We start from the raw sequence: 12,455 nt of genomic DNA on the forward strand, positions 1-12,455 counted from the left end.
ATGGGCAGTGCTGTTTCTTGACGCCGGCCGCTGCGGGCGGACACCCCCCACCCCGGCCCCTTCCCGCCGTACGCGGCCTCGCGTCCGTGGGGGCGCGGCCACGCGGGGGTGCGTGATCGCCGGTGTCTGCGGCTGCCCCGCCGTACGGGGTGTGGCCTCCCAGCGGGTGTGCCGGGGGGTTACGCGAGTAGGCCCGATGACCTCCACAGGCGGCGGCCTACTCCGCGTAGGACTCCTATGTCGTCCAGGAAGTCCGTCAGGCGTTTGGCGCCCGTCTGCATGACTTCGCGGCGGTGGGCGCTGGCTTTCACCTGGGCCATGGCCTCTCGTTTGTCCAGGCCCACGTTGGTGTAGACCTCGGGGTTGACGAAGGCCACCGAGAAGACGCGGGCGAACTCGCCGGAGGTGACTCGGGTGAACTCCTGGGACCACTTCGGGGCCGTCACCATCTGGCGGCGCAGCTCTTCGCGGGCGTAGCGGACGTGGCGGGCCTCCTCCACCACGTGGATGCGGGTGACGCCGCGGATGAGGGGCTGGACGCGTTCGTCGGGGAACGTCAGGCGCTGCATCCAGTCGAGGACCTCCTCACCCAGGAGGGTGGCCGTGAAGGAGCCGGGGGTGGTGGAGATCGTCTTGAAGAGGCGGCCCAGGTGCTGGTGGGCGCGGCTCACCGGGTACCAGGGGGTGTCGCCGTGGGAGATCAGGCGGGCGAACATCTTGGAGTGGCGGCACTCGTCCTCGATCTCGGTGAGGGCGTAGCGGACGTGTGCGCTCGTCGCCGCCTTGTCGTAGATGTGGCGGACCAGGAGCTGCATGAGGATGATCTCGAACCAGATGCCCAGCGAGGCGAGGGCCGCCGACTCGTGCTGGGAGAGCAGGATGCGCTGTTCCTCGCTCATGCGTTTCCACATCGGGGTGTCGTAGAGGGACACCAGCTCCGGAGGCCAGAACCATTTGCCCTCCTCGAAGGGCGCGTCCCAGTCCAGTTCCTTGTCCGGGTCGAAGGAATGCTTGGCGGAGGAGGCGAGGAGACGTTCGGCCACCTGTTCGCGGTCCTTGAGCAGGCCGAGGGCGTCGCGCAGGCCCGCGATCGCGTCGGCTTCCGTCAGCGTCGTCATGCCCTTATGAGACTGCCTGTCAGCAAGCTCGTCAATCCCTCGCGCGCAACTTGTTGACCGCGCGTCTACTACGTGTGAGCCTGCGGAACATGCCGACTTTCGACCTGTACGCCACAGATCCGGGAGATCCTCACTGGCAGGTGCCGGCGACCGGCGCGGCACGCTTCAGCTGGGAGTACGACGACGGCCGCGACCGCCTCCTCGCGCTCTACCAGAAGGGCAAGGACAAGCAGTGGGACGGCCAGAAGCGGATCGACTGGTCGCTGGAGGTGGATCCGTACGACCCGCTCGGCACGCCCGACGAGTCCATGTCCCTGTACGGCACCAGACACTGGGCGAAGCTCAGCGACAGGGACAAGGGGGAGCTTCGGCGGCACTACGCCTCCTGGCAGTTCAGCCAGTTCCTGCACGGTGAGCAGGGGGCGATGGTGTGCGCCGCGCGGATCGTGGAGTCCGTGCCCGACCTCGACGCCAAGTACTACTCGGCGACCCAGGTCATGGACGAGGCCCGGCACGCCGAGATCTACGGCCGCTTCCTGCACGAGAAGATCGGGATGCTCTACCCGGTCAACGACAATCTGCGGTCCCTGCTCGGGGACACGCTCCGGGACAGCCGGTGGGACATGCCGTATCTCGGCATGCAGGTACTGATCGAGGGGCTGGCGCTGGCGGCCTTCGGCATGATCCGGGACACCACCGACAAACCGCTGCCCAAGCAGATCCTGGCGTACGTCATGCAGGACGAGGCGCGGCACGTGGCCTTCGGGCGGATGGCGCTCAGGGACTACTACAAGCAGCTCGGCGACGCCGAACTCCGGGAGCGGGAGGAGTTCGTCATCGAGGGCTGTCATCTGATGCGGGACCGGCTGCGGGGCGTGGAGGTGCTGGAGAACTTCGGCGTCCCGGCCGCCGAGGCCGAGGAGTACAGCGAGCAGTCCGAGTTCCTCGCCCTGTTCCGCCGGCTGCTGTTCTCCCGGATCGTGCCCTGCGTCAAGGACATCGGCCTGTGGGGCAAGCGGCTCCAGCAGGCCTATGTCGACATGGGCGTCTTCGAGATGGGCGACTCGAACCTGGACCTGCTGATGGCCCAGGACGAGGAGATCGCCGAGCGGCTCGACGCCGAGCGGTTCGCCGTCGAGGAGCGGGAGCGGGTGGGGGAGGTCGCGGACGCCGTGCGCGCGGGGGCGCAGGAATGAGGGGGGCGTAGCGCTAGACCGAGCAGCCCAGGCCGTCCGGTAGCTCGCCCAGCACCGGCTCGGCACCCTGGGGCGGGTACGACGTACGCAGGGTGAAGGCGTACGGCGTCGGACCGTTCGTGCGCAGGTGCAGGAGGCGGGACTCCGCCTCCGCGACCGTCGGGCGGTGGCCCGCCGGGACCCACCACAGAGCCGTCACCGCCTCCTGGAGCCGCTCGAACCACTCGCGCCTGCGGGCCAGCATCTCGCGGTGGCGGCCCTGGTACATGTACGCGGTCAGGGCGTCGGTGTCCCGCCACATCGTCAGGTTGATGATCAGCCAGGAGTCGCCGAAGACGGGTACGTCCGTCGCGTTGCCCGAGTCGTCCTTCAGCCGCCAGACGAACCCGTCGGCGTTGTCGGCGTCGGCGTTGACGGGCTCGAGGTTGTCGACGAAGTCCTTCAACTGCGGTGAGTCCAGTGGTGCCTTGAGGCGGGCGATGTTGACCTGGGCGAGTTCGTAGGCGGCTTCCGGGGTGGTTGATGACGTCATGGACCGAACGATAGGTCGGGTGGGTGGCATCAGCCCAGGGGGTGTCTCAGTGGGTGGGCACCGGTGTCAGTGGCGGGCGAGGGAAGGTTGTTTCAGTACCGCTTGCATCACCGCTCGGGCGATCGGGGCCGCGTCCCCGCCCCCGCTGATCTCGCCCCGGTCGGCGTCCGCGTCCTCCACCACCACCGCGACGGCGACCTTCGGCTCCAGATCGCGGTCGCCCTGCGCCCAGGAGACGAACCACGCGTACGGCGTCCCGGAGTTGCCGAGGCCGTGCTGGGCCGTACCGGTCTTGCCGCCGACCGTCGCGCCGGGGATCCAGGCGTTGGTGCCGGTGCCCTCGCGCACCACGTCCACCATGAGCTCCTTGAGCTGGACGGCGGTCGACGCCCGCATGGCCTGCCGCATCGGGCCGGGCCCGGCCGACGCGACCGTGCCGCCGCTCGCCCGGGTGGTGCGCTCCACCAGATACGGCGAGCGCACCTGCCCGCCGTTCGCCACCGCCGCCGCGACCATCGCCATCTGCAGCGGGGTGGCCCGCGTGTTGTACTGGCCGATCGACGACAGGGCCAGCTGCGCGCGGTCCACCTTCGAGTCGAAGGTGCTCTCGGCCACCGGGAACGGAATGCGCAGTCCGGCGTCGTTGAAGCCGAACGCCTCGGCCGTCTGCGCCATCCGGTCCGCCCCGACCCGCACCCCAAGTTTGGCGAACACCGTGTTGCACGACCACTCGAACGCCTTGCGCAGCGCGACGTCCTCGCAGCCCTTGGACGAGTTCGTCAGCGAGGTCCTGGTGCCGGGCAGCCGGTACGGGTCCGGGGAGTCGGTCGGCTCGTCCACGTCCTCGACCACGCCCGTGTCCAGGGCCGCCGCCGCGGTCACCACCTTGAAGGTCGAGCCCGGCGGATACGTCTTGCGCACCGCCCGGTTGAGCATCGGCTTGTCCGGGTCGTCGTTCAGCGACTGCCAGGACCGGGTCACCGACGAGCCGTTGCCCGACAGCACCGACGGGTCGTACGACGGGGCCGACACCAGGGCCAGGATCCGCCCGGTCGACGGCTCGACGGCCGCGACCGCGCCCTTGCGGCCGGCCAGCCCCTCGAACGCCGCCTTCTGCGCCGCCCGGTGCAGGGTGGTCACCACGTCGCCGGCGGGGTAGCGGTCGCGGGCGGTGCCGTTCCACAGCGGGAAGGGCGACAGCAGCGGGTCGGTGCCCGACAGCACGCCGTCCTCGGTCTGCTCCAGGAAGGTCGTGCCGTACACCTGCGAGGCGAACCCGGTCACCGGCGCGTACATCGGGCCGTCCGCGTACGTCCGCTCGTAGCGCAGGTGCTCGCGGGTGTCGTGGGAGCCGGTGACCGGCTCGCCGCCGACCAGGATGTCACCGCGCGGCTGTCCGTAACGGGCCATGGTGCTGCGCCGGTTGGCGATGTTGTCGTCGTAGGACGGGGCCTGGAAGACCTGGATCCGGGCCGCGTTCACGAGGAGCGCGACCAGCAGCAGGGCGCAGAAGAAGGCGGCGTGCCGGATGTGCCGGGTCATCGGTCGGCCCCCTCTTCCTTCGGCACGCCGAACCGGCTGCGGGCTCGGTCGCTGAGGCGGATCAGCAGCGCCACGATCGCCCAGTTGGTGACCACCGACGAGCCGCCCTGCGCCAGGAACGGCATCGCCATGCCGGTCAGCGGGATCAGGCCCATCACCCCTCCCGCGATCACGAACACCTGGAGCGCCACGATCGAGGCGAGCCCCACCGCGAGCAGCCGGCCGAAGGGATCGCGCAGGGCGAGCCCAGCCCGGAAGCCGCGCTCCACCAGCAGGCCGTAGAGGAGGAAGACGGCCGCGAGTCCCGTGAGGCCCAGCTCCTCGCCGGCCGTCGCCAGGATGAAGTCCGACTTGGCCGCGAAGCCGATCAGGATCGAGTGGCCGAGGCCCAGTCCCGTGCCGACGACGCCGCCCGCCGCGAAGGCGAACAGCGACTGGGAGAGCTGGTTGGGGCCCTGGCCCGCCTCGATCGAGGCGAGCGGGTGCTGCCAGTCCTCGACCCTGCTGTGCACATGCGGCTCCAACTGCCCCACGGCCACCGCGCCGAGCGCGGCGAGCAGCAGGCCGACGGCGATCCAGCCGGTGCGGCCGGTCGCGACGTACAGCAGGACCACGAACAGACCGAAGAACAACAGGGAGGTGCCCAGATCCCGTTCGAGGACCAGCACACCGACGCTGAGCAGCCAGATGGCGACGATCGGGCCGAGGACCCGCCCGGTGGGCAACTGCATCCGGCGCAGCCCGAAGACCTTGCGGCCCGTGTACGCCAGTGCGCTGCGGTTGGCCGCCAGATATGCCGCGAAGAACACCGCGAGCAGGACCTTCGCGAACTCGCCCGGCTGGATGGAGAATCCGGCGACGCGGATCCAGATGCGGGCGCCGTTCACTGAGGGGAAGAAGATCGGCAGGGTGAGCAGCACCAGGGCGGCCACGACACACACGTAGGAGTAGCGCTGGAGCACCCGGTGGTCGCGCAGGAGAAGGACGACCACGATGAACAGCGCCACGCCCAACGTGGACCACACGAGTTGGGCGGGGGCCGCCAGGTCGCTCGGTGTCTCCAGGTCGAGCCGGTAGATCAGCACCAGACCGAGGCCGTTGAGCAGTACGCCGATCGGCAGCAGCAGGGGGTCCGCGCAGGGGGCGCGCAGGCGCACCGCCAGATGCGCGAGCAAGGCGAGCACGCCGAGCCCGGCGCCGTAACCGGCGGCGCCGGGCGGGACGGTGCCGTTCCTGGCGAGACCGACCGCGCAGTAGCCGTACACCGAGAGCAGGACGGCCACGACGATCAGGGCCAGTTCGATGCCACGGCGCCGGGGGAGCGGTACGGCGGGAGCGGGCGCGTCCGCTGCCACCAGGGTGGTTCCGGCCTTGGTCATGTCCGGAACCTACCCAAATAGTCGGTCTTGTGTGTCTAACGCCTCAGCACCAGCGCGGCGCGGCCCCGATGTTGTCGATGTACCGGGCGGCGCCCCATGCCCAGGTGCCGTCGGCGAGCAGGTACCAGAGCGGGTTGCCGTCGACGCGCTGGCCCGGCGTCTTGCAGAAGATCTTGACGATCTCGCCCCGGTGGGCGGTCCGGATCACCTGGCTGCCCCGGTTGGGCGCGCTGCGCAGCAGCAGCGTCCCGGCGGTGACGCGTCCGCGGGTGAATTCGCGGCGGCTGTTGTTGCCCCAGTCGTCGCCCTGGCCGCCGCCCCAGTCACCCTGGCCGTTGCCGCCGCCGCCCTGCTGACCGTTGCCGCCGCCTTCCCCTTGGCCGCTCCCGCCCCAGTCGCCCTGGCCGTTGCCGCCGCCGCCCCCTTCCTGCTGGCCACCGCCCCCTCCTTGCTGGCCGCCGCCCCCGTCGCCCTGGCCGTTGCCGCCCCCTCCTTGCTGGCCGCCACCCCCGTCGCCCTGGTCGTTGCCGCCCCCTCCCTGCTGGCCGCCACCCTCGTCTCCTTGACCTCCGCCCCCGCCTCCCTGGCCACCGCCCCCGTCCCCCTGGGACGTGCCCGAGTCACCCCCGGACCCCCACTCGTCATCGGCCGCGGCGGGCGTGGCGTAGGCCGCGGCGACGAGGGCGCCGACGGCGACGGATATGGCGAGGCGCGAGCGCAGGGCCATGGGAACCTCCATGGGAGAGGGACATACCTGACTAATCGCCACATTAGAAGCCCGCTTGGAGGATCGCGCGCCACGCTGGGCCATAGGAGCGCGGCGCCCCGCAGCGGTCCTCGCTCAGGGGCCGGCTACCGCAGGACGAGCCGCGCCACGGCCCCGCCGTCCGCCGCGTTGACGAACGTCAGCCGCGCCCCCAGCACCTCAGCCTGTCCCAGCGCGATGGTCAGCCCCAGCCCATGCCCCCGGGAACCGCCCTCCGTGCGGAACCGCTGCGGCCCGTGCGCGACCAGGTAGTCCGGATACCCGCCGCCGTGATCCCGCACGGTGACGACCGGCCCCTCCACCGTCAGCGACACCGGCCGACGCCCGTGCTTGTGGGCATTGGCCACCAGGTTCCCCAGCACCCGCTCCAGCCGCCGCCGGTCCGTCTCCACGACGACGTCCCGCACCACGACGACCTCGGTGTCCGACCCGGACGCCCGCACGACCCGCTCCGCCAGCGCCCCCAGCGGCTCGGAGTCCAGCTCCAGCCGTTCCCGCCCGGTGTCCAGCCGTGAGATCTCCAGCAGGTCCTCGGTGAGCGTCCGCAACGCGGCCACCCGGTCCCGCACCAACTCCGTCGGCCGCCCCGGCGGCAGCAGTTCGGCCGCCGCGTGCAGCCCGGTCAACGGTGTCCGCAGCTCGTGCGCCACGTCCGCCGTGAACCGCTGCTCGGCCAGCAGCTTGCCCTGCAACGACGCCGCCATGGAGTCCAGGGCGGCGGCGACCGCGGCCACCTCGTCCTGCGGCCGGCTCGGATCCTGCGTACGGGGATCGTCGACCCGCGCGTCCAGATCGCCCCCGCTGATCCGCCGGGCCACCCGGGCCGTGGTGTGCAGCCGGCGCGTCACCCGTGTCACCGCGAACGCGCCCACCAGCACCGTCACCCCGATCGCGAGACCGGACGACCACACGATCGCCCGGTCCAGCCCGTCGATGGTGCGGGCCTGCTGCGCGTAGTCGATCCGGACCGCGAGGGCCCTGTCGTCGTCGGCGGGGCCCGCCGCCCACATCGTGGGGCGCTCCCGGTACTCGGCGACCATCGTGCCCCGGTCGCCGGACAGCGCCAGGTCCCGCAGCGAGCCGGGCAGCTCCGGCGGATCGAGCGCGACGCCCGGCCGGAGCGGGTCCCCGGCCTCGAAGGCGGCCGTCGCGTCCTCCAGCCGGGACAGCGCGAGCTCCCGGGCCTGGTCGACGGTCTGCTTGGTCACCGAGACATGCACGAGGACGCCCAGCAGCGCGGCGAGCGCGCAGCACATCACCGTGATGAAGACGGCCGCCTTGACGGCGAGCGGGCCTGCCCACCGGGGGAGGGCGAGCCTCATGGGGTGCTCGCAGGAGGCGTGGCGGAGGGTGTGGCGGAGGGTGTCGGCGTGGCTGGGCGCGTGGGGCCGGGCGAAGGGTGACGGGTCTTGTCGCGGGTGCCGGTGCGCAGCATCTCGTCGTGCGTGAGCAGCATCGCCTTCTGGTCACCGTCCCAGGTCCACTGCAGGCGGTACTCGTATCCGGCCACCTCGGACGGCGAGCGGATGATCACGGACCGTCCGGCCAGCTCCACGCCGCTGACGGCGTCGTCCCACTCCATCACCTGGACGAGCCTGCGCTTCTCCACGGTGTAGACCCGCACCGCGGTGGTGTTGCCCGGCATCAGCCGGAAGCCCAGCGTGAGGTCGGGGCGCCCGTCGCCGGTCAGGTCCCGGTAGTACGGCTGGAGCACCGGGCAGCGCCCGTGCCCGACGCCCCGGTCGCACTGCGCCATCAGGCGGCCGGTCTCGCGGTACGGGGCCTTGGCGCCGGCGTAGTCCCCGGGGCTCTCGGCGATCTCCCTGCTGACGACCGCCACCGGGTCCACCTCGCGGATGTCGCCCCGCGGGACGGCGACGCCCTTGACGGCCTCCCGGTTCACCTCGCCGACGACGTAGGCCGGGCTGGACGCCGGTGTCAGCTGCGGCCAGAGCTTGTCCGGGCTGATCGCCGTCTCAGTCGGGCCCGCGCCCTGGAGCCCCCCGGCGTCACCGCACGCCGTCGCGGCCGTCACCAGCAGGGCGACGAGCGCGGCGAGACGCATGGGGCTGCTGCGGGGCACGGCTCTCCTGGGGCAGGGGGTGATGATCGGTCCGTACACACTATTCGGACGGAAGTCCTTTTTGCGCACCCGGTGGGCGGTCGGGCGAAACGATTACTCGGCGAGTTCCTCCAGGAGCCGGGCGGTGGGCAGCCCGGCCCGCAGGTACTCGGCGAACAGCTCGTTGTGCAGGGCCCACTCGGAGCGGCGGGAGCGTATCAGCCGGATCGCCTGCTCGGCGGAGCGGTTCCGGCGTACGAGCGCGTGACCGACGACCAGGCCCGAGCGGTTGTACCCGTGGTAACAGCGCACGAGGACCCTGCGGCCCTCGTCCAGCGCCTCGCACGCGGCCTCCGCCAGCCGGATCACCCCCGCGAGCTGGGTCCCGTCCAGCGGCCCGTCGGGGATCGGCCACACCTGGTGCCGGACGCCGGGATCCGGCCCGTGCCCCGGCAGCCGCAGCAGTGTCTGTACGACGTCGAACTCGTCCCGGACGACGGCGAACTCCAGCTGCCCCGACGGCCCCCGGAACTCGTGCCCGCCCATCCACAGGCCGGGCACGATCTCGCTCCACGGGCTGTCCGGAGCCGGTACGTCGGGTCGCTTCCTGCGGGTACGCAACGGCGCCTCCCCAGCCGGCCTTCCCGGGGGGTCTGCCCAACTCCGCTCGAAGCCAACCGGGTTCTTGCCGGGCGGCGCCCTGCCTGTTCCCATGGTCAGTGGGGTGATGGTGCATGAGCGGACTGCGCGTCGTACCGACCTGGCGGCACGGCCGGGAACGGCTCTACGTCTGCCTCACGGACGGGCGGAACATCGCCTGGTACGACAGGGAGGCGGCCCGGATCAACCTGCTCAGCGAGGATCGCAGAGAGGATGTGCTGCAGGCCCTCGGCCCCTTCGTCACCGGCTCGGTGACCGTGGGCCCGCCGCCGGTTCCCACCCCGGCCGAGCTGGTCCGGCTGGCCCTCCACCCGGACGACGACCTCGCGCCCAACCGTCCCGGCGAGGCGCTCCTGGCCGACCTCGACCGGGATCCCGGCCCCGCGCACCGGCTGCGGCCCGACCCCAGGCGCCGGGCGCTGGCGGCGGAGCAGCGGGTGGGGGAGGCGCTGGACCGGCTGGACGGCGCGGGCTGGCATGCGCTGCACTGCGTGCCGCTGCCCGGCGGGGACCGGATCCATCACCTGGTGATCGGGCCGGGCGGGCTGTTCGCGGTGCACACGCTGTACGCCCGTAAGCAGCGGGTGACGGTGACCGATCCGATGGTGTCCTTCGGGCGCCGCGAGCCGCAGCCCCTGCTGCGCCGGGTCCGTGCCGACGCCGACCGGGCCTCGCACGCCCTGACCGCCGAGGTACGCCCGGTCCTGGCCCTGGTAGAGCCCTCCGACGTGGTGATACCGGCACCGCCGCGGGAGGTACGGGTCCTCAGGGACACGGAGGTGGCGGGGCTGGCGCGGTCGGGCGGGGTGCTGAAGCCGGCGGACGTGGAGGCCCTGCACGCGATGGCCCGGGACCGACGGGTGTGGCTGTCGCCGGGCGAGCAGTGGGGCAGCTGAGCGGCGGACGGTTGGGCGGGTGGTCGGGTCGGTCGGGCCGGTCGGACTGGCCGGGCTCGTCGGACTGTGGCGGCGGCTGTGATGTCCGCTGTGGTGTCGGCTTCCTGTCCGGTCAGGGGAGGGTGCCCGCCCGGGTCGGGTCCTGTCCGGTCAGGGGAGGGTGCTCGCCCGGGTCGGGTCCTGTCCGGGTCAGGGGAGGGTGCCCGCCCGGGTCGGGTCCAGGAGAGGGGCGAGGAGGTCGCCGTAGTCCTGTAGGCGGGGGGCCAGGTCGGGGGCCAGGAAGGTGAGGCTGTCCGGGGAGCGGCAGTCCTCGACCTCCTCCCAGGTGACCGGCGCGGACACCGTCGGCCCGCTGCGGGCGCGCAGGGTGTAGGGCGTGGCGGTCGTCTTGCGGGCGGCGTTCTGGCTCCAGTCGACGAAGACCTTCCCGGGCCGCAGGCTCTTGGTCATCCGGTGCACCACGAGCCGGGGCAGGGTCTTCTCGGCCTCCACGGCGAGCGCCTTGGCGTACTCCGTGGCCCGCTCGGAGGGTGCGGGGCGGATGGCCGCCGAGAGGTGGAGCCCCTTCGAGCCGGAGGTCTTGGCGTACGCCTCGATGCCGTCCGCGGTGAGCCGCTCCCGCAGCCACAGGGCCACCTCGCAGCACTCGACCACCGTGGCGGGCGGGCCGGGGTCGAGGTCGAAGACCAGGCGGTCGGCCTCGCCGGGCGCGCCGATCACCCACTGGGGCGTATGGAACTCGGTGACGAGGTTGGCAGCCCACATCAGGCTCGCCAGGTCCTGCACCAGCACCATGCGGGCCGGGCCCTCGACCCGGGGCACCTCGGAGGTGGTGACCCACTCAGGGGTGCCCGGCGGGACGTTCTTGGCGAAGAACATTTGGCCGTCCGGGCCGTCGGGATAGCGCAGGAAGGACACCGGCCGGTCACGCAGATGCGGCAGCAGGGCGTCGGCGGTGGTCGCGTAGTAGTGCAGCAGCTCGCCCTTGGTGAAGCCGGTCTGCGGATACAGCACCTTCTCCAGGTTGCTGAGCGCGAGCCGTCGCCCCTCCACCTCTGTGATCGGCGTCATACGATGAGAATTCCAGAAATAACGATGGATGTCTGAGCGAGTCCGGCAAAACTATCGAAAGGGTGCTGTGCGTGCGATCCATTTGGAACGGTGCCATCTCCTTCGGCCTGGTCAGCATCCCGATCAAGGTCGTGAACGCGACCGAGAGCCACTCCATCTCGTTCCGCCAGATCCACACCGAGGACGGAGGTCGCATCCGCTACCGCAAGGTCTGCGAGCTGGAGGACCGCGAGGTGACCCAGTCGGAGATCGGCAAGGGGTACGAGGATGCGGACGGCACGATCATCCCGATCACGGACGAGGACCTGGCCCACCTTCCGCTCCCGACCGCGAAGACGATCGAGATCGTGGCGTTCGTGCCGGCCGACCGTATCGACCCGCTCCACATGGACAGCGCGTACTACCTCGCGGCGGGCGGTGCGCCGGCGGCGAAGCCGTACACCTTGCTGCGGGAGGCGCTCAAGCGCAGCCAGAAGGTGGCGATCGCCAAGTTCGCCCTGCGCGGCCGGGAACGGCTGGGGATGCTGCGGGTCGTCGGCGACGCCATCGCCATGCACGGGCTGCTGTGGCCGGACGAGGTGCGCGAGCCCGAGGGTGTCGCGCCGGACACGAACGTCACGGTCAACGACAAGGAGCTGGACCTCGCGGACGCCCTGATGGACACCCTCGGCGAGATCGACCTCGACGAACTGCACGACGAGTACCAGGAGGCCCTGGAGGAGGTCGTCGCCGCGAAGGCCGCGGGCGAGGCCCCGCCGGAGTCTCCCGAGCCGGCGCGGGGCGGCAAGGTCCTCGACCTGATGGCGGCCCTGGAGAGCAGCGTGCGGGCGGCGAAGGAGTCGCGGGGTGAGGCACCGGCCGAGGAGAAGGGGGAGGTCAGACGCCTGCCCCAGCGAAAGACGGCCCGGGCGGCACCGAAGCAGACGGCGGGGAAGAAGTCGACGGCGGCGAAGAAGACGACGGCGAAGAAAACGGCATCGTCCTCCACGTCCTCCGCCAAGAAGTCGACGTCCAAGACGGCCGCCCAGGGAACCAAGAAGACGGCGGCGAAGAGCACGGCGAAGAGCACGGGGAAGAAGACGGCGGCGAAGAAGACGGCGTCCCGCAAGCGGACCGCGTGACGGTGGTGCTCTGCCGGGGGCGGAGCGCGGCGATGTCGCCGGTCGCGCCGAGGCGAAGGTCCGACGCCTGCCCCGGCGTGAGACGGCAGGCGTGACGCCGAAGCAGGCGGCC

Annotated in this window: 12 protein-coding genes; 3 read left to right on the forward strand and 9 right to left on the reverse strand. The window is 71.6% G+C overall.

Annotated elements, in window-relative coordinates; translation table 11 throughout:
- Positions 1–179 precede the first annotated feature (179 nt).
- Positions 180–1,118 carry a diiron oxygenase gene (locus ACHBTE_RS24480; RefSeq protein ID WP_394726214.1) on the reverse strand — a complete coding sequence of 313 codons (939 nt, stop codon included), beginning with the start codon at positions 1,116–1,118 and terminating at the stop codon, positions 180–182.
- 89 nt (positions 1,119–1,207) lie between these two features.
- On the opposite strand from ACHBTE_RS24480, the gene ACHBTE_RS24485 reads away from it, so the two are divergent.
- Positions 1,208–2,314: a ferritin-like domain-containing protein gene (locus ACHBTE_RS24485; protein ID WP_394726215.1), complete on the forward strand. Its 1,107-nt coding sequence runs from the start codon at positions 1,208–1,210 to the stop codon at positions 2,312–2,314.
- A gap of 13 nt (positions 2,315–2,327) precedes the next feature.
- Here the strand turns inward: ACHBTE_RS24485 and ACHBTE_RS24490 are convergent, their stop codons facing one another.
- From ACHBTE_RS24490 to ACHBTE_RS24520, 7 genes are all read right to left on the reverse strand, one after another.
- On the reverse strand, positions 2,328–2,846 hold the full coding sequence (locus tag ACHBTE_RS24490) for a DUF3291 domain-containing protein (protein ID WP_394726216.1): 519 nt from the start codon (positions 2,844–2,846) through the stop codon (positions 2,328–2,330).
- Positions 2,847–2,912: 66 nt separating this feature from the next.
- The gene (locus ACHBTE_RS24495; protein ID WP_394726217.1) at positions 2,913–4,388 is read right to left on the reverse strand and encodes a penicillin-binding transpeptidase domain-containing protein; all 1,476 of its coding nucleotides are present in this window, start codon (positions 4,386–4,388) and stop codon (positions 2,913–2,915) included.
- Positions 4,385–5,767 (reverse strand): FtsW/RodA/SpoVE family cell cycle protein, encoded by a 1,383-nt coding sequence (locus tag ACHBTE_RS24500; RefSeq protein WP_394726218.1) that lies wholly within the window; start codon positions 5,765–5,767, stop codon positions 4,385–4,387. The genes ACHBTE_RS24495 and ACHBTE_RS24500 overlap by 4 nt, the downstream gene beginning before the upstream one ends.
- 43 nt (positions 5,768–5,810) lie before the next feature.
- Positions 5,811–6,494: an SH3 domain-containing protein gene (locus tag ACHBTE_RS24505; protein WP_394726219.1), complete on the reverse strand. Its 684-nt coding sequence runs from the start codon at positions 6,492–6,494 to the stop codon at positions 5,811–5,813.
- A 125-nt stretch (positions 6,495–6,619) separates the two neighbouring features.
- Entirely contained in the window at positions 6,620–7,855 is a 1,236-nt protein-coding gene (locus ACHBTE_RS24510) for an ATP-binding protein (RefSeq protein WP_394726220.1), read from the reverse strand.
- The gene (locus ACHBTE_RS24515) at positions 7,852–8,616 is read right to left on the reverse strand and encodes a hypothetical protein (protein WP_394726221.1); all 765 of its coding nucleotides are present in this window, start codon (positions 8,614–8,616) and stop codon (positions 7,852–7,854) included. Before ACHBTE_RS24515 ends, ACHBTE_RS24510 begins: the two co-directional genes overlap by 4 nt.
- 93 nt (positions 8,617–8,709) lie before the next feature.
- The gene (locus ACHBTE_RS24520; protein ID WP_394726223.1) at positions 8,710–9,216 is read right to left on the reverse strand and encodes a protein phosphatase; all 507 of its coding nucleotides are present in this window, start codon (positions 9,214–9,216) and stop codon (positions 8,710–8,712) included.
- A 113-nt stretch (positions 9,217–9,329) separates the two neighbouring features.
- On the opposite strand from ACHBTE_RS24520, the gene ACHBTE_RS24525 reads away from it, so the two are divergent.
- Positions 9,330–10,151, forward strand: coding sequence for a nuclease-related domain-containing protein (locus ACHBTE_RS24525; RefSeq protein WP_394726224.1), 822 nt, complete (start codon positions 9,330–9,332; stop codon positions 10,149–10,151).
- Between the two features lie 189 nt (positions 10,152–10,340).
- Here ACHBTE_RS24525 and ligD read toward each other — a convergent pair whose 3' ends face one another.
- Positions 10,341–11,222: a non-homologous end-joining DNA ligase gene (gene ligD / locus ACHBTE_RS24530; protein WP_394726225.1), complete on the reverse strand. Its 882-nt coding sequence runs from the start codon at positions 11,220–11,222 to the stop codon at positions 10,341–10,343.
- A gap of 62 nt (positions 11,223–11,284) precedes the next feature.
- Between ligD and ACHBTE_RS24535 the strand changes: the two genes are divergently transcribed.
- Positions 11,285–12,343 carry a Ku protein gene (locus ACHBTE_RS24535; RefSeq protein ID WP_394726226.1) on the forward strand — a complete coding sequence of 353 codons (1,059 nt, stop codon included), beginning with the start codon at positions 11,285–11,287 and terminating at the stop codon, positions 12,341–12,343.
- Positions 12,344–12,455: the final 112 nt, after the last annotated feature.

This window comes from Streptomyces sp. M41 (genome assembly GCF_043673425.1).
Classification (GTDB): Bacteria; Actinomycetota; Actinomycetes; order Streptomycetales; family Streptomycetaceae; genus Streptomyces.

Excerpts from the sequence above, each read along its gene's own strand:
- ACHBTE_RS24490 (WP_394726216.1), bottom strand. The coding sequence starts at position 2,846 with ATGACGTCATCAACCACCCCGGAAGCCGCCTACGAACTCGCCCAGGTC.
- ACHBTE_RS24505 (WP_394726219.1), bottom strand. The coding sequence starts at position 6,494 with ATGGCCCTGCGCTCGCGCCTCGCCATATCCGTCGCCGTCGGCGCCCTC.
- ACHBTE_RS24500 (WP_394726218.1), bottom strand. The coding sequence starts at position 5,767 with ATGACCAAGGCCGGAACCACCCTGGTGGCAGCGGACGCGCCCGCTCCC.
- ACHBTE_RS24480 (WP_394726214.1), bottom strand. The coding sequence starts at position 1,118 with ATGACGACGCTGACGGAAGCCGACGCGATCGCGGGCCTGCGCGACGCC.
- ACHBTE_RS24495 (WP_394726217.1), bottom strand. The coding sequence starts at position 4,388 with ATGACCCGGCACATCCGGCACGCCGCCTTCTTCTGCGCCCTGCTGCTG.
- ACHBTE_RS24525 (WP_394726224.1), top strand. The coding sequence starts at position 9,330 with ATGAGCGGACTGCGCGTCGTACCGACCTGGCGGCACGGCCGGGAACGG.
- ACHBTE_RS24510 (WP_394726220.1), bottom strand. The coding sequence starts at position 7,855 with ATGAGGCTCGCCCTCCCCCGGTGGGCAGGCCCGCTCGCCGTCAAGGCG.
- ACHBTE_RS24485 (WP_394726215.1), top strand. The coding sequence starts at position 1,208 with ATGCCGACTTTCGACCTGTACGCCACAGATCCGGGAGATCCTCACTGG.
- ligD (WP_394726225.1), bottom strand. The coding sequence starts at position 11,222 with ATGACGCCGATCACAGAGGTGGAGGGGCGACGGCTCGCGCTCAGCAAC.